The organism is Streptomyces sp. NPDC031274 (assembly GCF_055570235.1).
Genome location: NZ_JBVIHP010000013.1, coordinates 143,779 through 169,041 on the forward strand (window position 1 = coordinate 143,779; position 25,263 = coordinate 169,041).

The 25,263-nt window shown below is 70.1% G+C and carries 21 protein-coding genes and 2 tRNA genes; 16 read left to right on the top strand and 7 right to left on the bottom strand.

What is annotated here, in order from left to right:
- Window positions 1-153 precede the first annotated feature (153 nt).
- The gene (locus ACZ5CR_RS21840) at window positions 154-4,605 is read right to left on the bottom strand and encodes a hybrid sensor histidine kinase/response regulator (protein WP_468859805.1); all 4,452 of its coding nucleotides are present in this window, start codon (window positions 4,603-4,605) and stop codon (window positions 154-156) included.
- 314 nt (window positions 4,606-4,919) lie between these two features.
- On the bottom strand, window positions 4,920-5,363 hold the full coding sequence (locus ACZ5CR_RS21845) for an SSI family serine proteinase inhibitor (protein ID WP_468859807.1): 444 nt from the start codon (window positions 5,361-5,363) through the stop codon (window positions 4,920-4,922).
- A 214-nt stretch (window positions 5,364-5,577) separates the two neighbouring features.
- On the opposite strand from ACZ5CR_RS21845, the gene ACZ5CR_RS21850 reads away from it, so the two are divergent.
- The 3 genes from ACZ5CR_RS21850 (at window position 5,578) to ACZ5CR_RS21860 (ending at window position 6,745) form a co-directional block, all read left to right on the top strand.
- Window positions 5,578-5,668: transfer RNA gene (locus ACZ5CR_RS21850), tRNA-Ser, on the top strand.
- A gap of 219 nt (window positions 5,669-5,887) precedes the next feature.
- Window positions 5,888-5,960 (top strand) — tRNA-Arg (locus ACZ5CR_RS21855).
- A 314-nt stretch (window positions 5,961-6,274) separates the two neighbouring features.
- A complete protein-coding gene (locus tag ACZ5CR_RS21860) occupies window positions 6,275-6,745 on the top strand; it encodes an NUDIX domain-containing protein (protein ID WP_468859809.1) in 471 nt (156 codons plus the stop codon).
- 770 nt (window positions 6,746-7,515) lie between these two features.
- Here the strand turns inward: ACZ5CR_RS21860 and ACZ5CR_RS21865 are convergent.
- Window positions 7,516-8,856, bottom strand: a complete 1,341-nt coding sequence (locus ACZ5CR_RS21865; protein ID WP_468859811.1) for a tetratricopeptide repeat protein — start codon at window positions 8,854-8,856, stop codon at window positions 7,516-7,518.
- Between the two features lie 185 nt (window positions 8,857-9,041).
- On the opposite strand from ACZ5CR_RS21865, the gene ACZ5CR_RS21870 reads away from it, so the two are divergent.
- On the top strand, window positions 9,042-9,239 hold the full coding sequence (locus tag ACZ5CR_RS21870) for a hypothetical protein (protein WP_468859813.1): 198 nt from the start codon (window positions 9,042-9,044) through the stop codon (window positions 9,237-9,239).
- Window positions 9,240-9,509: 270 nt separating this feature from the next.
- Complete coding sequence (locus ACZ5CR_RS21875) at window positions 9,510-10,094, top strand: hypothetical protein (RefSeq protein WP_468859815.1); 585 nt, start codon at window positions 9,510-9,512, stop codon at window positions 10,092-10,094.
- A 5-nt stretch (window positions 10,095-10,099) separates the two neighbouring features.
- Here ACZ5CR_RS21875 and ACZ5CR_RS21880 read toward each other — a convergent pair whose 3' ends face one another.
- Window positions 10,100-10,267 carry a hypothetical protein gene (locus ACZ5CR_RS21880; protein WP_468859817.1) on the bottom strand — a complete coding sequence of 56 codons (168 nt, stop codon included), beginning with the start codon at window positions 10,265-10,267 and terminating at the stop codon, window positions 10,100-10,102.
- Window positions 10,268-10,599: 332 nt separating this feature from the next.
- On the opposite strand from ACZ5CR_RS21880, the gene ACZ5CR_RS21885 reads away from it, so the two are divergent.
- The 3 genes from ACZ5CR_RS21885 (at window position 10,600) to ACZ5CR_RS21895 (ending at window position 12,657) form a co-directional block, all read left to right on the top strand.
- Window positions 10,600-11,217, top strand: a complete 618-nt coding sequence (locus ACZ5CR_RS21885) for a GNAT family N-acetyltransferase (RefSeq protein ID WP_468859819.1) — start codon at window positions 10,600-10,602, stop codon at window positions 11,215-11,217.
- A gap of 398 nt (window positions 11,218-11,615) precedes the next feature.
- The gene (locus tag ACZ5CR_RS21890; protein WP_468859821.1) at window positions 11,616-11,876 is read left to right on the top strand and encodes a hypothetical protein; all 261 of its coding nucleotides are present in this window, start codon (window positions 11,616-11,618) and stop codon (window positions 11,874-11,876) included.
- Window positions 11,877-12,072: 196 nt separating this feature from the next.
- On the top strand, window positions 12,073-12,657 hold the full coding sequence (locus tag ACZ5CR_RS21895; protein ID WP_468859823.1) for a hypothetical protein: 585 nt from the start codon (window positions 12,073-12,075) through the stop codon (window positions 12,655-12,657).
- Here ACZ5CR_RS21895 and ACZ5CR_RS21900 read toward each other — a convergent pair.
- The 3 genes from ACZ5CR_RS21900 to sigJ form a co-directional block, all read right to left on the bottom strand.
- Window positions 12,654-13,064 carry a hypothetical protein gene (locus tag ACZ5CR_RS21900; RefSeq protein WP_468859825.1) on the bottom strand — a complete coding sequence of 137 codons (411 nt, stop codon included), beginning with the start codon at window positions 13,062-13,064 and terminating at the stop codon, window positions 12,654-12,656. The genes ACZ5CR_RS21895 and ACZ5CR_RS21900 overlap by 4 nt on opposite strands.
- Before the next feature lie 177 nt (window positions 13,065-13,241).
- On the bottom strand, window positions 13,242-14,522 hold the full coding sequence (locus ACZ5CR_RS21905; RefSeq protein ID WP_468859827.1) for an NAD(P)/FAD-dependent oxidoreductase: 1,281 nt from the start codon (window positions 14,520-14,522) through the stop codon (window positions 13,242-13,244).
- A 178-nt stretch (window positions 14,523-14,700) separates the two neighbouring features.
- Window positions 14,701-15,648 carry an RNA polymerase sigma factor SigJ gene (gene sigJ / locus ACZ5CR_RS21910; RefSeq protein ID WP_468859829.1) on the bottom strand — a complete coding sequence of 316 codons (948 nt, stop codon included), beginning with the start codon at window positions 15,646-15,648 and terminating at the stop codon, window positions 14,701-14,703.
- Between the two features lie 238 nt (window positions 15,649-15,886).
- On the opposite strand from sigJ, the gene ACZ5CR_RS21915 reads away from it, so the two are divergent.
- The 8 genes from ACZ5CR_RS21915 to ACZ5CR_RS21950 all read left to right on the top strand — a co-directional run bounded on the left by ACZ5CR_RS21915 (window position 15,887) and on the right by ACZ5CR_RS21950 (window position 25,197).
- On the top strand, window positions 15,887-16,600 hold the full coding sequence (locus ACZ5CR_RS21915) for a chitinase (protein WP_468859971.1): 714 nt from the start codon (window positions 15,887-15,889) through the stop codon (window positions 16,598-16,600).
- 34 nt (window positions 16,601-16,634) lie between these two features.
- Window positions 16,635-17,597 carry a DUF2797 domain-containing protein gene (locus tag ACZ5CR_RS21920; protein ID WP_468859831.1) on the top strand — a complete coding sequence of 321 codons (963 nt, stop codon included), beginning with the start codon at window positions 16,635-16,637 and terminating at the stop codon, window positions 17,595-17,597.
- 120 nt (window positions 17,598-17,717) lie between these two features.
- Window positions 17,718-18,128: an antibiotic biosynthesis monooxygenase family protein gene (locus ACZ5CR_RS21925; protein ID WP_468859833.1), complete on the top strand. Its 411-nt coding sequence runs from the start codon at window positions 17,718-17,720 to the stop codon at window positions 18,126-18,128.
- A complete protein-coding gene (locus ACZ5CR_RS21930) occupies window positions 18,091-19,014 on the top strand; it encodes an amidohydrolase family protein (protein WP_468859835.1) in 924 nt (307 codons plus the stop codon). Before ACZ5CR_RS21925 ends, ACZ5CR_RS21930 begins: the two co-directional genes overlap by 38 nt.
- Window positions 19,015-19,095: 81 nt before the next feature.
- Window positions 19,096-19,857, top strand: a complete 762-nt coding sequence (locus ACZ5CR_RS21935) for a response regulator transcription factor (RefSeq protein WP_468859836.1) — start codon at window positions 19,096-19,098, stop codon at window positions 19,855-19,857.
- Window positions 19,854-21,512, top strand: coding sequence for a sensor histidine kinase (locus ACZ5CR_RS21940; protein ID WP_468859838.1), 1,659 nt, complete (start codon window positions 19,854-19,856; stop codon window positions 21,510-21,512). The genes ACZ5CR_RS21935 and ACZ5CR_RS21940 overlap by 4 nt, the downstream gene beginning before the upstream one ends.
- A gap of 26 nt (window positions 21,513-21,538) precedes the next feature.
- Window positions 21,539-22,939, top strand: a complete 1,401-nt coding sequence (locus ACZ5CR_RS21945) for a bifunctional glycosyltransferase family 2/GtrA family protein (RefSeq protein WP_468859840.1) — start codon at window positions 21,539-21,541, stop codon at window positions 22,937-22,939.
- Window positions 22,936-25,197, top strand: a complete 2,262-nt coding sequence (locus ACZ5CR_RS21950; RefSeq protein WP_468859842.1) for an ArnT family glycosyltransferase — start codon at window positions 22,936-22,938, stop codon at window positions 25,195-25,197. The genes ACZ5CR_RS21945 and ACZ5CR_RS21950 overlap by 4 nt, the downstream gene beginning before the upstream one ends.
- Window positions 25,198-25,263 lie beyond the last annotated feature (66 nt).

Consider the following 25,263-nt stretch of genomic DNA (forward strand, 5'->3'; position numbering starts at 1 on the left):
CCGCTCCCTCGCCGGAGCGGCGTATCGCCGTGGTCCAGCCGAGAGCCAGCCACGCCGTCGTCGCGATGGCGCACACCCCGCCTCAGCCCCAGTGGGTGAAGGCGCTCCCGGCCAGGGCCGAGGCTCCCGCGCCGCTCGCGAAACCCGTGCCGGTCAGTTCGTGCCGATCTTCGCCAGCAGATCCACGATGCGGCCCTGCACCTCGTCGCTCGTCGAGCGCTCCGCGAGGAACAGCACCGTCTCCCCCGCCGCGAGCCGCGGCAGCTCCGTCTGGTCGACGGCGGCGGTGTAGACGACGAGCGGGGTGCGGTTCAACTGGCCGTTCGCGCGCAGCCAGTCGATGATTCCTGCCCTGCGGCGACGTACCTGCATCAGGTCCATCACCACGAGGTTCGGCCGCATCTGTGCCGCGAGCGTCACCGCGTCCGCGTCGCTCTCGGCCCGCGCGACCTGCATGCCACGCCGTTCGAGCGTCGCGGTCAGGGCGAGCGCGATCTCCTCGTGCTCCTCGATGAGCAGGACGCGGGGCGGGTGCTGCTCGCTGTCGCGGGGCGCGAGGGCCTTCAGGAGTACGGCGGGGTCGGCGCCGTACGCCGCCTCGCGCGTCGCCTGCCCGAGTCCCGCCGTGACGAGCACGGGGACCTCGGCGGCCACGGCGGCCTGGCGCAGAGACTGGAGGGCCGTACGCGTGATCGGACCGGTCAGCGGGTCCACGAAGAGGGCCGCGGGGAACGCCGCGATCTGGGCGTCGACCTCCTCGCGGGAGTGCACGATCACGGGACGGTAGCCGCGGTCGCTGAGCGCCTGCTGCGTGGTGACGTCGGGCGCGGGCCAGACGAGGAGGCGGCGCGGGTTGTCCAGCGGCTCGGGTGGCAGTTCGTCGTCCATGGGCTGCGGCTGGGGCCGGTTGGAGACCTCGACCGCGCCGCCGGGACCGTCCAGCGGCTCCGGCCCCTCGTCGGCGTCCTCGTCCGGTGCGCCGATCGCGTACGCGCGGCCCGTGCCCTCGGTGGAGGACCCGATCCGGGACTGCGGCTGGGCTTGAGCCTGGGCTTGTGCCTGGGGGTGCGGGCGGGCTGCGGTCTCGGGGCGGTCCTCGCCCGCGGGATCCGGGGGAGTGGACAGCCTGCGTCGGCGCCCGGAGCCGCTGACGGAGCCGCCGAGGGTGTGGGACTGCGACTGTGACTGCCCTGTGGCCGGGGGCTGTGCCGGTGCCTGCTCAGGTGCCTGCTCCGGCAGCGGGCCTCCGGCGGGCTCCGGGGCATCCGGGGTCGGCGCGGAAGGCTGGGGCCGCTGGGGCTGCTGGGACTGGGTGGCCTGTTGGGCCTGAGGAGCCTGCTGTGCCGGAGATGCCTGCGGGGGCAGCGGAGGCTGCGGTGCCTGCGGGATCTGCGGATTCTGTGGCGGTTGCGGGGGCTGTGTCGCCCCGGCGGAGGCCTGGCCGCCCTGCTGCAGCCCGAGCCGACGCTGCTGCTCGGCGATCTGCTGGCCGAACGGCACGCCCTGCCCGAGCGTACGCACGCTGATCGCGCGCCCCTGCGTCGAGTTGGGGTCGCCGGGCGCGGCCTCGGCGGGCAGCGGCTGCGCGGCCCGGGCCTCGGTCCCGCGCTCGGGCGGAAGTGCGACGCCCCTGCTGGGCGTGTGGACGCCCTGCGCGGGAGTGCCTTCGGCGTACGTGGTGGCCTGCGAGGGAACACCGGCGGGCGGCGCCCCTTGTGCCTCCCCCGCCGAACCGGGAGCTGCAGGAGCACCAAGAGCACCAGGAGCACCAGGAGCACCAGGAGCACCAGGAGCAGCGGGCGCCTCAGGAGCCCCCGGTGCCCCCGGTGTCCCCGGCGCTGAGTGGGACCGTCGGCGGCCCGTCGGTGCCTGGGCCGGGTGAGGCTGCGGCGGGGTGTGGTCGTCGTCGGGGTGGCGCAGGGCGGCTTCGTGCTGTTGCTGCTGGCCCGTCTCGTCCTGGTCCGCGGACGCGGGCGGCAGAGCGAAGACGCGCCCGCTGGGAGCCTCCTCGGCGGCGGCCCGCTCCTTGGCGGCGGCCAGCGCACGGCGGCGCCGCCCCGTCGGCCGGGGCGAGGCCTCGCCCGCGTCACCGGCGACAGCCACAGCAGTACCGGTCCCGGAACCACTACCGGCCCCGGAACCACCGGCGGCAGAAGGCAGCGCGGGCGGCAACGCCAGCTGCTCATCGCTCCGACGGGCCCGCTGTCCGGAAGGGGCAGGTGCCACGGCCCCCGCGCGAACCGGAACGCCCTGCGGCGGCACCGTCTGCCCCAGAGCAGCCGACCCGGCGGCGTGTTCGGCAGCGGTCACCACGGAGCCCACGGAACCCATGGAGGCCACAGAGGAACCTACGGAGCCCGTAGAGCCCGTAGAGCCCTCCGCGGCGCTGGGCCGACCACGACGCCGCCCAGTGCCACTGGAAGCCTGCGAACCCTCGCCCCGCGCGGGCGCCTCCGGAGCAACCGGCACATCGGCCGAACCCGAGCCTGAGCCTGAGCCCGAACCCGAGCCCGAGCCCGAGCCCGTGACCTCAGCGGCGGCCTGCGCCTCAGCAGCCTCAGCCGCACGGCGCCCACGACGCCTCCCGGTCCCGCTGGGCGAAGCCCCACCGGAAGGCCCACCTGAAGAACCGCCCAGGGAATCCGACCCTGCCCCCGAACCCGAACCCGAACCCGAACCCGAATCCGCACCCGAATCCGCACCCGCACTCTCCAGGAAGGAGTCCACCGAGGGCCCAGCAGCCCGCCGGGCCCGCCGCCGCCCGCCGCCCGTGGCAGGCGAAGCCTGCTCAGGCACGACGACCGAAGAGCCAACAGATTCGCCCGTCACCTCAGGAGCAGCGGACGCCACACCGGCCGCCGCACCGCCACTCGCCCCGCCAGTCGCCCCGCTCCCTGTACCGATCGGTACTTCAAGAACGTACGCATTGCCGCTCATCCCCGGCACCTCATGCGTCTGCAGCACGCCGCCGTGCGCCCGCACGATGCCCCGGACGATCGGCTCGTGCACCGGGTCTCCCCCGGCGTACGGCCCCCGCACCTCGATACGGACGACCTCACCGCGCTGAGCGGCGGCGACGACCACGGTCGAGTCCACGTAGCCACCGGCCTGCACGGCCGAGGGGTTCACACCGGCGCGGGCGTTGCCCGTGGCGTCGATGCCGGCCACGTCGGCGACCAGGTGGGCGAGAGCCGTGGCAAGGCGCCCCGGGTCGACCTCGACCTCGATCGGCGGCGCGTGCACCGCGAACTGCGCGCGTCCGGGCCCGATCAGCTCGACCGCGCCCTCCACACCGCTGGCGACGACGGCGTCGAGCATGACCTTCACGCGGGAGAGCTGTTCCGTGCCCGAGTCGAGCAACTGGAAGCCCAGGACGTTGTCGACCAGGGTCGTGATGCGCGCGTACCCGGCCGAAAGATGATGAAGGACCTGATTCGCCTCGGGCCACAACTGCCCGGCGTCATCGGCGGCGAGAGCCGACAGCTCGCGCCGCAGCTCGTCGAGCGGACCGCGCAGGGACGAACCGAGCACGGCGAGCAGCTGCTCGTGCCGCGCGGCCAGAGCGTCGTACCGCGCCTTCTCGCTCTCGGCCAGCTCCTCGAACCGGTCCTTCTCGCGCTCGGCGAGCGCCGCGTAGCGCTCCTGCTCGGCGGCGATCTCCTCCGCACGCTCCTCGGCGGCGGCGGCCAGTTCGGCGGCGTGCCGCTCGGTGGCGGCCCGCAGCTCTTCCGTGCGCCGGTCGGTCGCGGCCTGCATCTCCTCGGCGTGCTGCGCGATCGCGGCCTCGTGCTCCTCGGCCAGCGCGTCGTAGGGCCGCCGGTCGGTGAACGTCATGACCGCGCCGACGAGCTGGTCCCCGTCCCGCACCGGCGCCGTCGTCAGGTCGACGGCGACCCGGTCACCGCTCTTGGACCACAGGACCTGTCCGCGTACCCGGTGCTTGCGCCCGGAGCGGAGCGTGTCCGCGAGCGGGGACTCCTCGTAGGGGAAGGGCTCGCCGTCGGCGCGGGAGTGGAGCACCAGATGGTGCAGCTCCTGCCCGCCGAGGTCGCTGGCCCGGAAACCCAGTATCTGTGCGGCGGCGGGGTTGACGAGAACGACCCGCCCCTCGGTGTCCGTCCCGACGACACCCTCCGCGGCGGCGCGCAGGATCATCTCGGTCTGCCGCTGGGAGCGCGCGAGTTCGGCCTCGGTGTCCACGGCGCCCGAAAGGTCGCGTACGACGAGCATGAGCAGCTCGTCGCCGGTGTAGCCGTAATTGTCGTACGCGTCCCGGATGTCCTCGAGGTTCGAACTGGTGACCTCGACGGGGAACTCGCTGCCGTCCGTGCGCCGCGCCATCATCCGCGTCGGCTTGGTCCGGCCGCGCTCGTCGGTGGATTCGGGCCTGCGCATCGATCCGGGAATGAGCCGGGAGTCGAACTCCGGCAACAGATCGAGGAGCCCACGTCCCACGAGGGCGGTGCCCGGCGTCTCGAACGCCTCGAGCGCGATCGCGTTCGCGTTCACGACGGTCCCGTTGGCATTCACGAGGACCAGCGCGTCCGGGAGCGCGTCGAGTATGGCTGCGAGGCGAGCAGCGCCTCGGGATGGCCTGCTGCTCACGACGACGCTTCCTCCCTGGTTACTGCTGCTTGCCGACTCGTCCAGGCCATCTTGCCCCGCGGCCCGCGGCGTGTCACGGGAGGGAGTCTACGGGGAGCGGTTGTGCGCGTGACGCCGGATGAGAGGGAGGTCGCACGCAGAAGATGTGAGGCTTCCGTACCCCCTGGTCACGACGAGGTGGTGGCAGGACGGCTCCGACCGGGGCAGAGAAGCGGCCCCGGCCGTGGCCAAAAACGGCTAGCCGAGAACTGGTCCGGACCAGCTCCCGACCCGCCTCGGACCAGCTCCCGACCCGCCTCGAACCTGGTCCGGAGCTAGGCGGTGGCCTCGGGCAGCACCGGGACGAGCCTGTCCCATCGGGAGATCTCGCATCCGTTGCTGCGGTTGTACGTCGCGTCGACGGGCCGGCCGTGCCAGGTCCCGGTGATGTGCGCGGTGGCGGGGCCGCCGTACTGCATGGTGCAGTTCGCGTCGGCCGGCGTGGGCGCGAAGGTGTCGCTGCCCCACCTGCCCTGGTCGAGCTTTCCGCACGCGTCCTGCGCGTGCGGGTGCGTGCCGCCCGTCGGGTGACATTCCAGCTCGTACGTCCCGTCCCGCCCGTCCCCGGCCTCGGTGACCTCCACCGTGAGCCGGTCGGGGGTCGACTTGGTCAACGGCGTCGGCAGGTGGAGGGGGCCCATGTCGGCGTGGGCGACGGCGGGCGCGGCGGACAGCGCGGCGGCGGCCGCGGCGGCGGTGAGGACGAGACGGCGCAGCATGACGGGGCTCCACTGGGTGCGGGATACCGGGTACGCGAACACGTACGGGCTCTATCGCGTCTAACGCCGTTGACGCCGCGACGTTGCGGGCGGCGGAAGACGCTTTGCTCTGCGGGCCGCCCGACTAGTACCTTGGAATCCGCGATTGGTGACACGCCGCCTGGCTGTGTCATCATCTGCACGCACCCCTCGCGTTCGCGCAGGTGTGCAAGCTGGAGGCGTCGCCTAGTCCGGTCTATGGCGCCGCACTGCTAATGCGGTTTGGGACTTAAATCCCATCGAGGGTTCAAATCCCTCCGCCTCCGCTGCAAGATCCCGAAGCCCCGGTCCACTGGACCGGGGCTTCGGTCGTGAGTACGGATCGCCAACGGCTCGCTCGAGGCCCGTTTGCGGCTGTTTCCCCAGCTCAGACGGGTCGGGGGAAACGGATTTCGCCTCACGGCGCAGGTCATGTAATGTTGTTCTCGCAACGCCGACCGGGGCGAAAAACCCCGGAAGGAAGAGCAGCACAACAGAAGAATCAAGCACTCGTAGCTTAACGGATAGAGCATCTGACTACGGATCAGAAGGTTGCAGGTTCGAATCCTGCCGAGTGCACACAGATGAGAGGCCCCCGGAGATGATCCGGGGGCCTCTTGCGTTGTCCGTACAGCGGCGAAGTACAGCAGCGACGAAGTACAGCAACCGCGCGACCGCCCTAACCGGTGGCGTCCATCGCGCCGGACAGTTGGTCGAGCGCCGAACGCACCATTGTCCTGCCAAGCGTCACCGGCGGCAGTGCGCTCCCCGGCTTGCTGGGTGCGACGCATCCGCAGGGCCTTGAGGCGGGGAGCGGGCAGAGGCAGGAAGTCATCAGAGTCCTCGGTCCTGGTCTCGCGGGCAGCGGAACCAGTACGGCAGGAGGAGTGACCGTGGCGCGGACCGAGTACTACGACGACCCGAACGCACCCAAGCCGAACAGCATGGTCGTCGCGGCGGCAGCGGTCGTCACTGACGAGCAGGGGCGCATCCTGCTCCAGCGCCGTCGGGACAACGACCTGTGGGCGCTGCCCGGGGGCGGAATGGACCTCACCGATTCTCTACCCGGCACGGCGGTCCGCGAGGTCAAGGAAGAGACCGGCCTGGACGTGGAGATCACGGGCTTGGTCGGTACGTACACCGACCCGAAGCACATCATCGAGTACACGGACGGCGAGGTCCGGCGACAATTCAATATCTGCTTCACCGCCCGGACAGTCGGCGGACAGCTCGCGATCTCGAACGAGTCGACGGAACTCCGGTTCGTCCGCCCGAAGGAACTTGAGGACTTGCCGATGCACCACACCCAGCGGCTCAGGCTCCGGCACTTTCTGGAGCACCGCGAGCGCCCGTACCTCGGCTGACGGCGACGGACCGCACGACCAACCGAGAGTTGAGCGAGGGCGGATGACGCCGAAGGCTTCGCACACACCGCTCAACACGCTTTCCAACCGTGGTGGTGCTGCGTCTGCGCGATCACTCGGAGCCGCGAGGTCTTCCGGCGTTGACGGCACACATTCCCAGCCTCGCCAGCGAAGCCAACGCACAAGATATGGAGGGTTGTTGAGGTCTGAAGTGTGTCCAATGGCGGTCGGCTTACGGCAAGATTGCACAGCACCGGCAAGGTCGAAGTCGGGTTACCCGCGACCTTCCAGTGAAAGATCTCGGGTGCATCTCAGTGAGTCGGAGGGGGCTGCTCATGAGCGGTACATCACGATCGCGACACGACGGGACAGAGCCGGGGCCACCGCCCGAGCGCGGCTCCGATCGTTTCAGCGACGATCCTCCTGATCCCCTTGCCTCGCTGCTGGCCAAGGTCGACAAGGGGCAACACATTTCGGCTCCTGGAGACAACGCAGGTGGCGAAGACCGCGATCCCCATGACGAGGAATGGCGGGAACATGATCGCCACGGTCCCTATGCGCAGGGGCGCCGCCGGAGGAACTGACGCACAGGGCGGAGTCCCCGTCTGCGGCAGCGCAGACGGGGACTTGGCGTGAGGGCTGCCCGAGTTGCCGGGAAGCGTACGGCCCCCTGACCATGCCCGACCCCAATCCGGGCAGGACACCGGCCAAAGCCGCGAGTGCCGGCCACGTGGGTCAGCGCGCCATTCATTGGGCCCGGCAGAAGCGGATCAGTTGACCAATGCGGGGGGTGCGATCGTCCGCGCGCGGTCGTAGAGATCGCGGGCTGCTGCGTTCTTCAGATGCGGCCGGATGAGGCCGAACATGGCTTTCACACGGTCGTCGGCCCGCCCGGATTGGACCATGGGGTAGTCGTCGAGCGCCTGGTGCCATGTGGCGCAGGCAGCTTCCAAGTGACCGATCTCTAGCTGCCGTTCAGCGAGCGTGGCACGGTGCCGTACCCGTGCGCGCCGGTAGACGCTGAATCGGACCTTGTCCGACTGCTGCATGGCTTCCACGGCTCCGGGCACGTCACCGAGTTCGTAGCGCACTTGGCTGATGTGGTAGTTCAGCGACGACGGATCGTACGAACCGAACGCCTTCCCCCGAGACTCGGCACGGTCCATGGCGGCCTCTGCCTCCCGGATGTACCGCAAGGCACTCGCACGGTCGCCTGTCTGTGCCGCCGTGTGCGCTTGCTGCCCCGCAAGGAAGGCCCGCATCCGAGGCCCAGCCTTCGGAGATGCTGCGGCAGCAGCGTCCGCCAGCTCCATGGCCTTGGACCCATGGTGCAGGTCGACCGCTTGCACGCTCATGCCACGCAAGGTCGTGCAGTACGTCAGGTGGTCCTCAGCCGCCCCAGCCAGCTCCAAAGCCTTGACGTAGTAGCGCTGGGCGAGCCCGTGAAGTCCTTCATCCACGGCCATGTAGCCAGTCAGATACAGCAGGTCCGATGCAGCGGACTGCATCGCTTGCCGGACATCCTCGGGAGCATCGGCACGCAGGTACGAAGCGACGGTGTTGACCATGAACGAGGCCGCCATGGGACGTGCGTGACGTCCGCCGAACTGGTCGTCCAGCTCTGAGACGCGCTCGGTCATCGCTATGACCATGTCTACTTCGTTCATGCCGATGCGTGACGCGCGTCCGGACTGTACGGCCTCAGCGCGTCCGATGACGTCGGGCCATCCGGGGATCGTCAAGGCGACCGAGAACAGGCCCGCACCGAGCACTCTGCGGCGGGACGGGTCCATATCTTGCCTCCCCAGATCGATCAGCCCTTCCACGGTATCCGTGGACACGGGCGAGTGATCAGAGGGAACGGGCAGACCCGCTTCGGCACGCGTGACCGGGCGGCCCAGCCGACGGGAGAAGGCTTCGAGGATGCAGCCCCGCACGGCGTCACGCGGAACGGTGCCGCCAAGCCAGTGGCTCACGGCTGACTCGTCGTAGCGCAAGGGAGTGCCGGTTTCCGTGCCTATGCGGTTCACGGCCCGAGCGAACTGGCGGTATGTCCAACGGCTCTCGGCGAGCAGGTGGCCGAGCGCTGCGTTCGGTTCGCGCTTCGCCATGACTCTCAACTCCCCACGCTCTTGCGTGCTTTCAAGGCTTTCAAGTCCTGAGGCTGCTGCAACGGTACCGCCGTGCGTGGTCGCGCGGTTGCGTAGAGCACACGAAAGATCGGCGAAACGCTCGCCGCAGACATCCCCCGAGGGGTTGAGTCATGAGAAGCGAAGCGCGGGCAGAACTTGCCCGAATGACCAAGGAGCAGGGCACGAACGGCGTGCTGAAGGTCGACGCCCTGGACGGGTACGAGCTGCCGCCTGGGTCCATGAAGTACCCACCGTGTCAGTGCCCACAGCACAGAGCGGCCCAGGCCCAAGAGGACGCCAGCGACGTGCTTAGCGCCAAGGTCCATGAGGCCAATGAACGTAGTGCGGGCGAGCAGCAGTGAGCCGGTTAGCCGCCCGCGTGACGAGCTACGCCGGACCCCTCCTGATCATCACCATCTCGGCATCGATCGGATTCGTGCTTGGCGTGACTGCCGCAAGTCCGACCACCTCATGAGCTCCTCCCTGGTCACCCGAAGTGCTCCCCCACGGTGGCCAGGGAGGGGAGTACTGCCGCCTGTACGGCGGTAGCGCCCGTCCGACAGCCGTTGCTGACGGCGGTCGGCAGCCGGACGGGTCCACCGATGCACCAACCACCGAAGGAGAGTGCAGCAGTGTCCGCAACGCTAGAACGGCCCGCCCCGGAGATCGTGGCGCGGCGAGCCCGCGACATCCTCGCGATCGTCGAGGCTGACCGCGAGTTCGACCGCCTGCGCACGGCATGTGCGAAGTACGACGAGGGCTGGCAGTGCTTCATGGGGTACGCCCTGGTGGACGGGTTCGACGTCGCGAAGGACACCGAGCCTCTGTTCCCCGAGGCCATGCGTGCCATGGCGATTAAGGCGGCCGTCTACGAGATGACGCACCAGAACGAGGAGGCCGCCGGGATCCCCGTAGCGGTGCCCGTAGACGAGATGATCCACGCGCTTGCCGCACAGTTCACCGTCCTCTGCCGTATCCAGGACCGTACGAACATCAAGTTCGTGCACGCCACTGACCGTGAGGTCATCGGCGAGTGGGATCACGGCGACTACACCCACCAGGTCTACCGGGCCGCGTGGGGGCGGATGAACGAGCGCTACTGGTTCGGCAAGGAGGAGACCGCCAGGCGCAAGGCGGTCGTCACCGCGAAGTACGGCCCGATCGGCATCCTTGACGGTGGCCGCCGCTTCGCGCCCGGATTCCCCATGGGGATCTAGGAGCGCTAGTTGAAGGCACGGCGCAGGGCCAAGGTCGCGTCGACCTCTGGGAAGGTCCGCTGGATCTCACGATCTGCCTGGTCGATCAGCAGCTCCAGCGCGCCAGGCGCTGCGCCGTGCACCAGCTCACGCAGGTACCCATCGAGTTCGGCGACGTCATCGGGTGGCGCCACGTCTGCCAGCAGGGTGACACCGTCCGTGTCCGTACAGCGGCGAAGTACAGCAGCGACGAAGTACAGCAACCGCGCGACCGCCCTAACCGGTGGCGTCCATCGCGCCGGACAGTTGGTCGAGCGCCGAACGCACCATTGTCCTGCCAAGCGTCACCGGCGGCAGTGCGCTCCCCGGCTTGCTGGGTGCGACGCATCCGCAGGGCCTTGAGGCGAGGGCGGGCAGAGGCAGGAAGTCATCAGAAAGAAGGCTCAGAGTTGTCGGCTGCCTACGCGAGTGCGACTAGGTCTTCTCTTTCGGATCACTCTCACGAGCGTGCGATAGGTTGCCCGCCATGTCTGAACTCGGACCCGTCGCCTGGCCACCTGCCCAGATCGGTACCGAGAGGCTCGTGCTCCGTGAGTCCGAGGCCCGCGACCGTGAGGCCTTCATCGAACTGTTTGCATCGCCAGAGGTGCGCGCTCACCTCGGTGGCCCTCGATCACGCGATGAGCTCGAACGGGCCGTGCCTGAGATACCCGGGCGGCGCCCTGGCCTTTTCGTGATCGATCTCAATGGAGCGATGATCGGCACGATCACGCTCGATCGGCGCGATGCAGAGCGGTTGGGGCACCTCCGTCCGGAAGCCGGGGAGGCCGAGCTCGGTTACATGTTCCTGCCGGAAGCGTGGGGACGCGGGTACGCCGCCGAGGCATGCGCAGCAGCACTCGACTGGTTTGCTGACGCATTCCCCGGCGAGCCGGTGGTGCTCTGCACCCAGTCTGCCAACGACCGCTCGATGCGCCTCGCGGAGAAGCTGGGGTTCACCGAGGTGGAACGGTTCGAGGAGTTCGGCGCCGAACAGTGGTTCGGCGAGTGGTCCTCGACCACGCCGAACTCCGGGGGCCTCTTGCGTAGCTCATCCTCCCGAGATCGTCCGGAGAACGCCCAAGAAGCGTCCGGGGAGCGGTAAGGCGGTTGAGGGGCCGACCCCGTCGAGGACCCCGCGTCGGGGCAGGGTCATATTTTGCCGTCGCGGAGCGATCAGCCTTTTCGCGGTACCCGTGAGTTCAGGGGAGTGATCGAGCGCGGCGGGTGGGTCCGCTCCCGTGTGTGTGGTGGGGCGGGCGAGTGGGGTACGGCCCGTGCGAACTGGTCGTATGTCCAACGGATCTCGGGCGGCGGTGGTCGCGGGCCGCGTCCGGTTTGTTTTTGGTGGTGGCTCTTGGTGGCTCCGCGCTCTTGCGTGCTTTTGAGCCTTTCGCGTCCCGAAACTGCTTCAACGGTACCGCTCTGCGTGGTCGCGCGGTTGCGTAGAGCACACGAAGGGTTGGCGAACCGCTCGCCACACACATCCCCCGAGGGACTGAGATGACTAGCGAAGCACGGGCAGTTCTTGTCCGGACGACCGAGGAACAGAGCGCGGATGGCGTACTGACAGATGACGTACTGGGCGATGGCGTGCTCAGGGGCGGTGCTCTGGATGGGTACGAGTTGCCGCCGGGGTCCATGACCTACCCGCCGTGCCAGTGCCCCCAGCACAGAGCGGCCCAGGCCCGGCAGGACATCGACGGCGTGCTCAGCACCAGGGGCCGTGAGGTCGGTGAACGCGGTACGGGCGAGCGGCCGTGATCCGGTCAGCTGCCCGCCTGGCGAGCTGCGCCGAGCCGAGCCGTGCCTGATCATCGCGGCTCCGGGGCGATAGCGCACGCCGGTAGACCCTGCCCGACTGGACTGCCCTTGTGTGATGGCGGTTGGCGGGTGGATCGCATCCACCGATGCGCTGATGCACTGATACACCGACCGAACGATGAAGGAGAGTGCGGCAGTGTCCGCAACGCTGGTACGGCCCGTCCCGGAGGTCGTGGCGCGGCGAGCCCGCGAGATCCTCGCGGTCGTCGAGGCTGATCGCGAGTTCGATCGGCTGCGCACGGCGTGCGCGAAGTACGACGAGGACTGGCAGTGCTTCATGGGGTACGCCCTGGTGGACGGGTTCGACGTCGCGAAGGACACCGAGCCCCTGTTCCCCGAGGCCATGCGCGCCATGGCGATCAAGTCGGCCGTCTACGAGATGACCGACCAGAACGAAGAGGCCGCCGAGATCCCCGTGGCGGTCCCCGTGGACGAGATGATCCACGCGCTCGCCGCTCAGTTCACCGTGCTCTGCCGCATCCAGCGCCGCACGGGTGTCACGTTCGTGCACGCCACCGACCGTGAGGCCATCGGGGCTTGGGATCACGGCGACTACACCCACCAGGTCTACCGGGCCGCGTGGGGGCGGATGAACGAGCGCTACTGGTTCGGCAAGGACGAGACCGCCAGGCGCAAGGCGGTCGTCACCGCGAAGTACGGCCTGATCGGCATCTTCGACGGTGGTCGCCGTTTCGCTCCCGGGTTCGCCACAGCGAGCTAGGAGCGCCAGTTGAAGGCACGGCGCAGCGCCAAGGTCGCGTCGACCTCCGGGAAGGTCCGCCGGATCTCGCGGTCCGCCAGGTCGATCAGCCGCTCCAGCGCGCCGGGAGCTGCGCCGTGAACCAAATCACGCAGGTATACGTCGAGTTCGGCCACGTCGTCGGGCAGCGCGACACCTGTCAGTAGAGCCACCCCGTCCGTCTTGTACGGCGCGGGCGGTATCCCCACCTTCTCCGGGTGCACGCAGACGGGCACGCCTCGCTGCGTGTACCGGTGGCCGTCCCGCGGATCGAACGGGAAGTCCTGCGAGGGGCGTTCGGCCACATCGAACTCACCGAGCGGGAAGCGGCGTGAAGGGCAGATGCCGCACGCGCGGTGGCCGTCACCGGAGACGAAAGCCTCGTCCATGTACAGAGGGTAGCGTGGTGGACACGGTTGGCGATTCGTAGTTGCTGTTCTCCTCGGCGTTGCTGGTCTTTCTCCCCGGGGCCGGGGCCGGGGGCCGGGGAGAGGGTCGGGGCCGGGATCGGTCCGGTCTGGCCCGCCCCGGTCTGACCCGGCCCCCGCCCCGCCCCGGTCGCCCCGTCAGGCCGACGTCTTGACCGGCGACGCCGCTGCCCGAGCCTGCTCCCGTACGACACGGCGGGGCCGGGACGGCATCCCGAACGTCGGGTTGGCCACGGACCAGGCCGCGCCCTTGCAGATCAACTCCTTGTAGACGGCGGCGAGTCGTCCCGTGAGGGCTGCCCGTACGGCGCGGTCGTCGGCGGTGACGTACTGGATCAGGCCCTCCTTGCGGCCGAGCGAGATGCACTGGTTGAAGTAGCGCATCGGCGTGTTCGGGGTCTTTCCGCCGGTCAGGCGTGCCGTGACGGCTTCGGCGGCCTGCCATGCCATGGGGGTGCCCGTGGCGCACGACATGCGCAGCGGCTTGTCTCCCGGGCCCATCGCCATGGCCGCGTCGCCGATGGCGTACACGTCCGGGTGCGACACCGAGCGCATGGTCCGGTCGACCACGATCTGGCCGGTGTCGGTGACGTCCAGGGTGGTGGCCTGTGCGATCGGGTGGACCGCGAAGCCGGTGGTCCACACGGTGACCGCGGCCGGGATGGACCTGCCGTCCGTGGTGGTCACGTGGTCGGCCCGCACGGCGGCGACGGATGCCTGCTCGTGCACGGTGATGCCGAGCTTGGCGAAGACCTTCCGCGCGTGTCCGCGGCCCTTGGGCGAGAGCCAGTCGCCGAATTCGCCGCGGGCGGCGAGGGCGACGTCGAGGTCCGGGCGGGCCTCGGCGATCTCGGTCGCGGCCTCCAGGCCGGTGAGGCCGCCACCGACGACGGTCACGGTCTCTCCGGCGCCCAGGCCGGCCAGGCGCTCGCGCAGACGGAGCGCTCCGGGGCGGCTCGCGATCTCGTAGGCGTGCTCGGTGGTGCCGGGGACGCCTTGGGAGTTCCAGCCGCTGCCGAGGGCGTAGAAGAGGGTGTCGTACTCCAGTTCCTCGGCCACCGCCTTGCCCGGTTCCTCGGCCACCGCCTTGCCCAGTTCCTCGACCGGCTCCGCGTTCGGCCCCGCGTTCGCGTCGCCCTGGCCGACAGCGGTGACGGTGACCGTCTTGCTGTCCACGTCCACGCCGGTGACCCTCGCGAGCCTCAGTTCGACGCCGGTGCCCGCGAACATCTCGTCGAAGGGGCGGGGCTTGAGGTGCTGGCCGACGGTCAGCTGGTGCATCCGAACCCGCTCGACGAAGTCGGGCTCGGCGTTGACGAGGGTGATGGCTACGTCCTCGCGGTGCAGTCGCTTGGCAAGGCGCCCTGCGGCGATGGCTCCGGTGTATCCGGCTCCGATGACGACGATGCGGTGCTGCATTTCCAGGCTCCTGTCATTCATCAGCTCTTCAGCGGGTTCGCCCCTTGAACCGGGCAGCCCGCCGTTTCCTGACAGGAACCAGATGTGAAGCACCTCACACCGGCGCCAGATCCGTAGATCCGTAGATCCGGGGATGGAGGAGATGGAGGGGATGTGGGGGACGTAGGGGGTATCGAGGTCAGAACGCCGCGTCGAGCAAGGGCTCACCGTGGTCCGTTGCCGCCCACTGCCGGCTCGCGCGGGCCAGCTTGTCGGGGTTCACCTGGTTGCGGAACGCGGTGATGCCCTCGGCTGTGATCTCCAGGCACATGACGCCGACGACCCGGCCGTCGAGGACCGCCACGAGTGCGGGGGCGCCGTTGGCGGCCGTGAGGTGGACCTCTGGCGAGCCGCCGACGTAGGCGCGCTTGGCCCCGCTCGGCTTGAACAGGCCCCGCATGAACTTGGCGACCGCGACGGCGCCCTCGAACGCCTTGGCGCGGGCCGGGATCTTCCCGCCGCCGTCGCCGATCGCGACGGCGTCCTCGGTGAGCAGCCGTACGAGCGGCTCGGTCCGGCCGCTGGTGGCGGCCGCGAGGAACTCCTCGACGATCCGCCGGGCGGCCGCCCCGTCGATCTCGGTGCGCGTCCTGCCCTCCGCCACGTGCTTCTTGGCGCGGTGGAAGATCTGCTGGCCCGCGGACTCGGTGATGTCGAGGATCTCCGCGATCTCCCGGTGCGGGTAGCCGAAGGCCTCCCGCAGCACGTACACCACCCGCTCGTCCGGTGAGAGGCGCTCCATGAGGGTGAGGACCGCGTACGAGAGCGATTCGCGCTGCTCCGCGGTGTCGGCGGGGCCGAGCATCGGGTCCCCGGCGAGCAGTGGTTCGGGCAGCCACTGGCCCACATAGGTCTCGCGCCGGGCGCGCGCCGAGGTGAGCTGGTTGAGGCAGAGGTTGGTGAGGACCTTCGTCAGCCAGGCCTCGGGGACCTTGACGCGGTCGACGTCGGCGGCCTGCCAGCGCAGGAACGTGTCCTGTACGGCGTCCTCGGCGTCGCTCGCGGAGCCGAGGAGGCGGTAGGCGATGGCCTCCAGGCGGGGCCTTGAAGCCTCGAACCGGTCCACGTCGTTCATGGTCAGAGCCATGGCCGCGATCCTAACTCCCGCTGTGCGCGAGGGCTCTTGTCGAGGTTCCCTTATTGACATGCACGGCACAATGGTTCGGACTGGTCCGGACCAATCCCGCCGGGGATGGGTGATGTCCGAGGAGAGTGATGACGCGGTGTGGAGAAGACGAGCTCTTGCTGTTCTGGTCGGGCTTGCGGTGCTCTCCGGGGTGAGTTCGGGGGCGAGTTCGGGGGTGAGCTCGGGGGTGAGTTCGGGGATGAGCTCGGGGGCGAGCCCGGGAGTGAGCTCCGGAGCGAGCGGGGCCGGTGCCGTCGCGGGGTCCGGTACCGCTGCCGCCGAGGGGCGGGGCAAGACGCGGTTTGTCGTCAGTGAGGCCCAGTTCGAGCGGATGTTCCCCGAGCGGGACTCCTTCTTCACGTACGCCGGTCTCGTCGAGGCCACCCGTGCCTACCCCGAGTTCGCGCGGACGGGCGGCAAGGCGGTGCGGCGCCAGGAAGCCGCCGCCTTCCTGGCCAACGTCAGTCATGAGACCGGGGGGTTGTTCTACGTCGTGGCTCAGGACGAGTCGACGTATCCGATCTTCTGCGACAAGACCCGGCCCTACGGGTGTCCGGCGGGCGAGTCCGCGTACTACGGGCGTGGCGCGATCATGCTGAGCTGGAACTTCAACTACAAGGCGGCCGGGGACGCGCTGGGGATCGACCTGCTCAATGATCCGGGTCTTGTGGAGCGCGATCCGAAGGTGGCCTGGATGACCGCCCTTTGGTACTGGAACACCCAGACCGGGATGGGCACCCTGACCGGGCACGAGGCCATGGTGGAGAAGAAGGGGTTCGGCGAGACCATCCGCAGTCTCAACGGGCCCGAGTGCGACGGAGGCAAGCCCGAGCAGGTGAAGCACCGGGTCGGGCTCTACCGGGACTTCGTACGCGTGCTGCACGCCGCGCCCGGTCGGCACGTGAGCTGTTGAGACAGTTGCTCGGATACGGCGTAAGACTGTCCCCATGGAGTGGCGCAGTGCGGGGTTGAGCTGGGCGGATCCGGAGCGGCCCGGGCTCGTGTGGGAGCGGGGGGACGTCAGTCCGCTGGTCGTGGGGCGGTGGGTGGGGTTCCGGGCTCTCGGGCTGCGGCGGTGCGTGGGGGCGCGGGGGAACCCCTGCCCGACCGCCGCTGTCGTGCCGGGGCGGGGGACACAGGCCCGGTGTGCCGAGTGTGCGCGGCTCGACCGGGCGCACTCGGTGGCCGCCGACACCATCGCCGACGATCCGCGGACCTACCGCGTCTATCTCGCGTGGTTCGGCGTCGGGATGGTGAAGGTCGGGATCACCCGTGAGGAGCGGGGGTCGGCGCGGCTGCTCGAACAGGGGGCCGTTGCCTTCGGCTGGCTCGGGCGCGGGCCCTTGATGGCCGCGCGGCGGGCCGAGGAGCTGCTTCGGGTCGCTCTCGGGGTGCCGGACCGGATCTCGTACGCCAGGAAGCGGGCCGTCAGGGCCACCTTGCCGGGGGCGGACGAGCGGCGGCGCGAGCTGGAGCGGATGCATGGCTTCGCCCTCGCGCTCGACGGGTGGCCCGAGTCGCTCGAACGGATGCCCCTGGGGAAGCACGCTGTGGTGGACCACGGCGCGGTGTTCGGGGTGGAGCGTCTCGCGGGCGTCGGTGGGTTCGCCGTCACCGAACTCGTCGACGGTGGGGTGGTGCTGGGGGATCTCGTCGCCGTGGCCGGGCCCGATCTGTATCTCGACGACGGTGGGCGGCTTGTCGTCCTCGACAGTCGGCTGTTGCGGGGGTGGCGGCTTGAAGGGGTTCGGGGAGGGGTGCGGGGAGGGGTGAGGGGAGTCGCTCGGGAAGGGGCGCGGGGAGTGGCTCGGGAAGGGGCTCAGGGAGAGGCCAGGGAAGGGGCTTGGGGAGAGGCGCGTACGACTGTTCCCGTACGGGAGGTTCCCGTGGTTCAGGGCGGTCTCTTCTGAGTCTCGTGCCGCCCCAGCTGACCGGCTGGAGCTGACCGGCTGGTCAAGCCTGTCTGCCCGTACGGCAATGAAGGCGCGGAGAGGGTGGACAGGCGGGTGGGCGTGGCCGATTCTCAGGACATGAGTGATCAACCCGTTGCGCCTGTCCAGCCCTTCGAACTGCCCTACTACGCCGTCGTGTTCACCTCGCTGAGAACCGAGGCCGAAGACGGCCCTGACGGCCCTGACGGCCCCGACGGCGGTTATGGCGAGACCTCCGACCGTTTGGAAGAGCTCGTCACCGCAGTCCCCGGCTTCCTGGGCATCGAGTCCGCACGGACGCCCGGCGGGCTCGGCATCACCGTCGGGTACTTCCGGGACGAGGACGCGATCAAGCAGTGGCGCGGCGACGCCGAGCACCGCACGGCGCAGAAGCGTGGGCGCGACGAGTGGTACGAGAAGTACGCCGTCCATGTCGCCAAGGTGGAGCGGAGCTACAGCTTCGAGCGGGGCCATGCAGCGGAGGCGAGGCACGGTCTTGAGCGGGGATGACGGCGAAGGAAGGGCCGTACGCGATTTCTGGGAGCGGCTCGGCCTTCCCGGACTCATCGACGTACATACGCACTTCATGCCCGAGCGCGTCCTGTCCAAGGTGTGGGACTACTTCGATTCCGCCGGGCCGCTGACCGGCGTGAAGTGGCCCATCGCCTACCGGCATGAGGAAGAGCAACGGCTGGCGATCCTGCGGGAGTTCGGGGTGCGGTCCTTCACCTCGATGATCTACCCGCACAAGGCCGGTATGGCGGAGTGGCTCAACGGCTGGGCCGTCGACTTCGCCCGCCGGACGCCCGACTGCCTGCACACCGCGACCTTCTTTCCCGAGCCGGGAGCGGAGACGTACGTGCGGGACGCCGTCGACGCCGGGGCCCGGATCTTCAAGTCCCATGTGCAGGTGGGGGCCTACGACCCCAATGACGTGGCACTCGACCCCGTCTGGGGGCTGCTCGCCGACGCCGGTGTCCCGGTCGTGACGCACTGCGGGTCGGGGCCCGCGCCGGGCAAGCACACCGGGCCGGAGCCGATCGGGCGGCTGCTCGCGCGCCACCCCCGGCTGCGGCTCGTCGTGGCGCACATGGGGATGCCGGAGTACGTCGACTTCCTCGACCTCGCCGAGCGGTACGGCGAGGTCAGGCTGGACACGACCCTGACGTTCACCGACTTCTCCGAGGGGTTCTCGCCGTTCCCGCGCGCGGCGCTGCCGCGCCTCGTCGATCTGGGGGACCGGATCCTCCTCGGGTCGGACTTCCCCAATATTCCGCACGCGTACGTCCATCAGTTGCACGCCCTTGAGCGGCTCGGCCTGGGGGACGACTGGCTGCGCGCGGTCTGTTACGGGAACGCGGCCCGGCTCTTCGGGCTGCGGGACGGCGAGGCCTAGAAAATCGGCCCGGACCCTTTCTCAGGGAATTCACAGGTTCTGGCAAGAGCTCTCTCAGGGCCGCCGCGCACTCTGTCTGACATGACTACGACCTCGCCCCAGGGGCGTACCGAACTGCTCAGGGCGGACGGGAGCCCCGTTCGCGTGCTCGTCGTCGACGACGAGGTGTCGCTGACCGAGCTGCTCTCCATGGCCCTGCGGTACGAGGGCTGGCAGATCCGCAGTGCGGGGGACGGCGCCGGTGCGGTGCGCACCGCACGTGCCTTCAGGCCCGACGCCGTGGTGCTCGACATGATGCTGCCCGACATGGACGGCCTCGCCGTGCTCGGACGGCTGCGGCGCGAGCTGCCCGACGTGCCCGTGCTGTTCCTGACGGCCAAGGACGCCGTCGAGGACCGCATCGCCGGTCTCACCGCCGGGGGCGACGACTACGTCACCAAGCCGTTCAGCCTGGAGGAGGTCGTCGCGCGCCTTCGCGGGCTCATCCGCCGGGCCGGGGCCTCCGACCGGCGCAGCGAATCCGTCCTCGCCGTCGGGGACCTCACCCTCGACGAGGACAGCCACGAGGTCACGCGGGGCGGGGACTCCATCCACCTCACCGCCACCGAGTTCGAGCTCCTTCGGTACCTGATGCGCAATCCGCGGCGCGTGCTCAGCAAGGCGCAGATCCTGGACCGCGTGTGGAACTACGACTTCGGGGGCCAGGCCAACGTCGTCGAGCTCTACATCTCGTATCTGCGCAGGAAGCTCGACGCCGGTCGTGAGCCGATGATCCACACTCGGCGCGGTGCCGGGTACCTGATCAAGCCCGCGGCATCGACCGAGGCGGCAGCCGCCTCATGAAGCGGAGACGGCAGCCGCGGTCGCTGCGGACGCGGCTCGTCGTCTCGGCTGTGGCGCTGATCGCCGTCGTCTGCGCGGTGATCGGCACGGTGACGACCATCGCGCTGCGCTCGCACCTGTATGACCAGCTGGACGGCTCGCTCGACACGGTCGCGATGCGTTTGAAAGGGCCGATGCCCAAGCCGGGGGCCGACGGTCATGACGTGCCTTCCGTGGATCAGGGCGATCCGCTGCGGTTCGTCTCCAAGGGGCCTCAGGAGATCGGCACCATCGGAGCCGTCGTCGAGGACGACGGCTCGGTCGGTGAGGCGCTGGTCAGCCACGAGCCGGACAGCGGAACCTTCGAGCCGCAGACCGACCAGCTCGACGCGGCGCAGTCCGCCGCACTCGCCTCCGTGTCCCGCGACGGGCGCCCGCACAACGTCGATATTCCCGGATTGGGCGGGTACCGCGTGCAGTACGCGGATGGCCCCACCGGCGACTTCCTCGTCGGCATCCCCACGGCCAAGGTGCAGAACACTCTCGAAACGCTGATCATCGTCGAGGTCAGCGTCACGGCCGCGGGCCTGGTCGCCGCCTCGCTCACCGGTGCCGTCATGGTCGGCGTCGCACTGCGCCCGCTGCGCCGGGTCGCGGCGACCGCGACCCGGGTCTCCGAACTCCCGCTGCACAGCGGCGAGGTGACGCTGTACGAGCGCGTCCCCGACACGGAGCCGAACACGGAGGTCGGACAGGTCGGCGCGGCGCTCAACCGGATGCTCGACCATGTGCACTCCGCGCTGCACGCGCGCCAGGAGAGCGAGACGCGGGTACGGCAGTTCGTCGCGGACGCCAGCCATGAGCTGCGTACGCCACTGGCCTCGATCCGCGGCTATGCCGAACTGACGCGCAGGGGACGGGAGTCGACCGGACCCGACACGCGGCACGCGCTCGGCCGGATCGAGTCCGAGGCGCAGCGGATGACGGGCCTCGTGGAGGACCTGCTGCTGCTCGCGCGCCTCGACGAGGGGCGTGACGGCGGAACCGGCAGCGTCGGCAGTACCGGCAGTACCAGCAGCGTCGGCAGTACCGGCGGTAATGGTCCCGGCGCCCGACTGCCGCTCTCGTATCAGAGCACTGATCTCTCACCGCTGGTCGTCGACACCGTGAGCGACGCGCGGGCCGCGGGCCCCGAGCACTACTGGGCCCTGGAACTGCCGGACGAGCCCGCGCTCGTCCTCGCCGACCCGGCCCGCCTCCACCAGGTCGTCGTCAACCTCCTCGCCAACGCGCGTACGCACACGCCACCGGGCACGAAGGTCACCGCACGCGTGCGGCGGGCCGGACCCGGCGTGTGCCTGGAGGTCGAGGACAACGGCCCCGGCATCGCCCCCGCCCTCCTCCCCCACGTCTTCGAACGGTTCGCCCGCGGCGACGCCTCGCGCTCCCGCAACGCCGGGTCCACGGGGCTCGGCCTCGCCCTCGTACAGGCGATCGTGGAGGCGCACGGAGGCGGCGTGACGGTGGAGAGCGCGCCAGGACGGACGGTGTTCACGGTGACGCTGCCCGCCGTATCGGACCAGATGTCGGACCAGCTGTGGGGCCAGTCATCGGGCCAGGTCAGCGGCCCCGGATGGGACTCACAGGCGGGCCACAGGCTCACCACACAGGCCTGACAGACCACTTGGCGAATGTCGGTGTCATGCAAACCGACTCTTCTCCGGGCGGCGCTTGCTCGGTCCCTCTGCCGGCGCGGGCCCACCTCCCCGCCGGATGGCGCGATGTGCCCGTCCTGGACATCGTGATCCCCGTCTACAACGAGGAGAAGGACCTTCAGCCGTGTGTGCGGCGCCTGCACGACCATCTCGTACGCACCTTCCCCTATCCCTTCCGCATCACCATCGCGGACAACGCGTCCACGGACCGCACCCCCGAGGTGGCGGCGCGGCTCGCGGCGTCGAGCGAAGAGGTCCGGTACACGCGCCTTGAGCAGAAGGGGCGCGGGCGGGCCCTGCGCGCCGTGTGGTCCGCCTCGGACGCCCCCGTCCTCGCCTACATGGACGTGGACCTGTCCACCGACCTCAACGCGCTGCTCCCGCTGGTGGCGCCGCTGATCTCCGGGCACTCGGACCTGGCGATCGGCTCCCGGCTCGCGCGCAGCTCGCGCGTGGTGCGCGGCCCCAAGCGTGAGTTCATCTCGCGCGGCTACAACCTCATCCTGCGCAGCTCCCTGCACGCGCGCTTCTCCGACGCCCAGTGCGGGTTCAAGGCGATCAGGGGCGACGTGGCGGGGGTGCTGCTCCCGCTGGTCGAGGACACGGGATGGTTCTTCGACACGGAGATGCTGGTGCTCGCCGAGCGCGCGGGCCTGCGCATCCACGAGGTGCCGGTCGACTGGGTCGACGACCCGAACTCCACGGTCCACCTGGTCAAGACGGCCACCGACGACCTCAAGGGAGTGTGGCGGGTCGGGCGCGCCCTCACGGTCGGCGCGCTCCCGCTCGACCGCCTCGCGCGCCCCTTCGGGGACGACCCGCGCGACCGCCAGCTGGCCGGAGTCCCGGGCGGCCTGGCCCGCCAGCTGGTCGGCTTCTGCGTGGTCGGCGCGCTCTCCACGCTCTTCTATCTGCTTCTGTACTCCGGCTTCCGTACGTTCTCGGGCTCGCAGGTGGCCAACGCGCTCGCCCTGCTCGTGTCGGCGGTCGCCAACACCGCAGCCAACCGCCGCCTCACCTTCGGGGTGCGGGGCCGCGACCGCGCGATGCGCCACCAGGCACAGGGCCTCGTGGTCTTCGCCATCGGCCTCGCCCTGACCAGCGGCTCGCTCGCCGCTCTCGGCGCGGCGTCGGGCAACGCGTCCCACGGCACGGAACTGGCGGTCCTTATAGCCGCCAACCTCGCGGCGACGGTGCTGCGGTTCCTGCTCCTGCGGGCCTGGGTGTTCCCGGAGCGCCGCGACGCCGTGTCGACTTCCGCGGCCGCGGCGGCTCCCACGATCCGGTACGAGCAGCTCCCCCACGACGACCAGCAGCTCCGCCACGACGACCAGCACCTCCGCGTCACCGCAGCCGCGGGCACCCACGACCCGAGGACCGCGCGATGACGACCACCCACCCCGATCACTCGGCCCAACCGGCACCCCCGCCACCGGCGGCACCGCCCCACGAAGGCGCCGCACACCGGCGCGCGGGAGCGGGCGGGTTCCTCGCCCGTGTGTGGCGCGGACGCGCCGACGACCCGCGCTGGGCGCGCCCCGCCTTCCTGGGGCTGCTGCTCGCGACCGCGGTCCTCTACCTCTGGAACCTCAGCGCGTCCGGCTACGCCAACTCCTTCTACTCCGCGGCCGTCCAGGCGGGCAGCCAGAGCTGGAAGGCGATGTTCTTCGGCTCGCTGGACGCGGGCAACGCGATCACCGTCGACAAGCCCCCGGCCGCGCTCTGGCCGATGGCGCTCTCCGTGCGCCTCTTCGGGCTCAACTCCTGGGCGGTGCTCGCCCCGCAGGTCCTGATGGGGGTCGCGACGGTCGGTGTGCTGTACGCCGCCGTGCGCCGCCGCTTCAGCCCGGCGGCCGGACTCATCGCGGGCGCCGTGCTCGCGCTCACGCCCGTCGCCGCGCTGATGTTCCGGTTCAACAACCCGGACGCGATCCTCGCGCTCCTGATGACCGTCACCGTGTACTGCGTCCTGCGCGCCCTGGAGAACGGCCGCACCAAGTGGCTGGTGTGGGCGGGTGTCGCGGTCGGCGTCGCCTTCCTGGCCAAGACGTTGCAGGCGTTCCTGATCCTGCCCCCGCTCGCGGTCCTGTACGCGGTGTGCGCACCCGTGCGGCTGCGCAAGCGCTTCGGTCAGCTCGCCCTCTCCGGGCTCGCGATGATCGTGGCCGGTGGCTGGTGGGTGGCCGTCGTCGAACTCTGGCCCGCTTCCTCGCGCCCGTACATCGGCGGATCGCAGAACAACTCCTTCCTTGAACTGACCTTCGGCTACAACGGCCTCGGCCGCATCAACGGCGAGGAGACCGGCAGCGTCGGCGGGGGCGGCGGCCCCGGTGGCGGCGGTGGCGGTGGCGGCCAGTGGGGCGAGACCGGCCTCGGGCGGATGTTCAGCTCCGAGGTCGGCAGCCAGATCTCCTGGCTGATCCCGGCCGCGCTGATCCTGCTCGTCGGCGGCATCGTCCTGACCTGGAAGGCCCGCAGGACCGACACCGCGCGCTCGGCGTTCGTGGCGTGGGGCAGCGCGCTCCTGATGACGGCGGCCGTCTTCAGCTTCATGGCGGGAATCTTCCACCAGTACTACACGATCGCCCTCGCCCCCTACATCGCGGCGCTGATCGGCATGGGCGCCACGGTCCTGTGGGAGGAGCGCGCCAAGTGGTGGGCGGGCGCGCTGCTCGGCGTGAGTGTCGCGGGCACGGCCTGGTGGGGGTACGTCCTGCTCGGCCGGACCCCGGACTATCTGCCGTGGCTGCGCTGGGCGGTGCTCGTCGGCGGCCTCGTGGGCGCGCTCGGCCTGCTGCTCGCGGCCCGGCTCGGGCGTCGAATCGCCCTCGTGGCGGTGGGGCTGAGCTTCGCCGCGTCCTTGGCGGGGCCGGTCGCGTACACCCTCTCCACGGTGAACAGCGCGCACACCGGGTCGATCGTGACCGCGGGTCCCGCTTCGGCGGGGCGGATGGGCGGCGGCCCCGGTGGCGGCGGTCCTGGCGGTGGCGGCGGGATGCAGCCGCCCGGCCAGCAGGGTCAGAACGGCCAGAACGGCCAGCAGGGCCAGAACGGCCAGCAGGGCCAGAACGGCAAGCAGGGCAACAATGCCATGCAGCCCCCGACAGGCGGCCAGAACGGCGGCGGCATGGGCCAGCCCCCCGGCCAGAACGGCAAGCAGGGCGGTAACTCCCAGGGCCAGCAGGGCAAGCAGGGCCAGCAGGGCAAGCAGCAGGGCGGCTTCCCCGGTGGCGGTACCGGCGAGCGCGGCGGCATGGGCGGAGGCGGCGGCATGGGCGGCCTCCTCGACGGCGCCCAGGTCAGCACCAAGGCGAAGAAGCTCCTGGAGGCGAACGCCGAGGACTACACCTGGGCGGCGGCGGCCATCGGTTCGCAGAACGCGGCGAGCTATCAGCTCTCCACCGGCGACCCGGTGATGGCCATCGGCGGCTTCAACGGCAGCGACCCGTCACCGACCCTCGCGCAGTTCAAGCAGTACGTCGAGGACGGGAAGATCCACTACTTCATCTCGGGCGGCGGCATGGGAGGCGGCATGGGCGGCGACAGCGGCACCTCCTCCAAGATCACCTCCTGGGTGGAGGACACGTACAAGAAGGTCACGGTCGGCAGCGCGACCTTCTACGACCTGACCCAGCCGAAGACCTGACCCAGCAGAAGAGCTGATTCAGCCGAAGACCCGACCCAGCCGAAGAGCTGACAGTTCGCGCACATC

Bases quoted from the DNA above. Each gene is read 5' to 3' on its own strand.
- ACZ5CR_RS21905 (WP_468859827.1), bottom strand. From the start codon at position 14,522: ATGCAGCACCGCATCGTCGTCATCGGAGCCGGATACACCGGAGCCATC.
- ACZ5CR_RS21870 (WP_468859813.1), top strand. From the start codon at position 9,042: ATGACCAAGGAGCAGGGCACGAACGGCGTGCTGAAGGTCGACGCCCTG.
- ACZ5CR_RS21935 (WP_468859836.1), top strand. From the start codon at position 19,096: ATGACTACGACCTCGCCCCAGGGGCGTACCGAACTGCTCAGGGCGGAC.
- ACZ5CR_RS21845 (WP_468859807.1), bottom strand. From the start codon at position 5,363: ATGCTGCGCCGTCTCGTCCTCACCGCCGCCGCGGCCGCCGCCGCGCTG.
- ACZ5CR_RS21925 (WP_468859833.1), top strand. From the start codon at position 17,718: ATGAGTGATCAACCCGTTGCGCCTGTCCAGCCCTTCGAACTGCCCTAC.
- ACZ5CR_RS21900 (WP_468859825.1), bottom strand. From the start codon at position 13,064: ATGGACGAGGCTTTCGTCTCCGGTGACGGCCACCGCGCGTGCGGCATC.
- ACZ5CR_RS21930 (WP_468859835.1), top strand. From the start codon at position 18,091: ATGCAGCGGAGGCGAGGCACGGTCTTGAGCGGGGATGACGGCGAAGGA.
- ACZ5CR_RS21890 (WP_468859821.1), top strand. From the start codon at position 11,616: ATGACTAGCGAAGCACGGGCAGTTCTTGTCCGGACGACCGAGGAACAG.
- ACZ5CR_RS21945 (WP_468859840.1), top strand. From the start codon at position 21,539: ATGCAAACCGACTCTTCTCCGGGCGGCGCTTGCTCGGTCCCTCTGCCG.
- ACZ5CR_RS21885 (WP_468859819.1), top strand. From the start codon at position 10,600: ATGTCTGAACTCGGACCCGTCGCCTGGCCACCTGCCCAGATCGGTACC.
- ACZ5CR_RS21865 (WP_468859811.1), bottom strand. From the start codon at position 8,856: ATGGCGAAGCGCGAACCGAACGCAGCGCTCGGCCACCTGCTCGCCGAG.
- ACZ5CR_RS21915 (WP_468859971.1), top strand. From the start codon at position 15,887: ATGAGCTCGGGGGCGAGCCCGGGAGTGAGCTCCGGAGCGAGCGGGGCC.
- ACZ5CR_RS21940 (WP_468859838.1), top strand. From the start codon at position 19,854: ATGAAGCGGAGACGGCAGCCGCGGTCGCTGCGGACGCGGCTCGTCGTC.
- sigJ (WP_468859829.1), bottom strand. From the start codon at position 15,648: ATGGCTCTGACCATGAACGACGTGGACCGGTTCGAGGCTTCAAGGCCC.
- ACZ5CR_RS21950 (WP_468859842.1), top strand. From the start codon at position 22,936: ATGACGACCACCCACCCCGATCACTCGGCCCAACCGGCACCCCCGCCA.
- ACZ5CR_RS21920 (WP_468859831.1), top strand. From the start codon at position 16,635: ATGGAGTGGCGCAGTGCGGGGTTGAGCTGGGCGGATCCGGAGCGGCCC.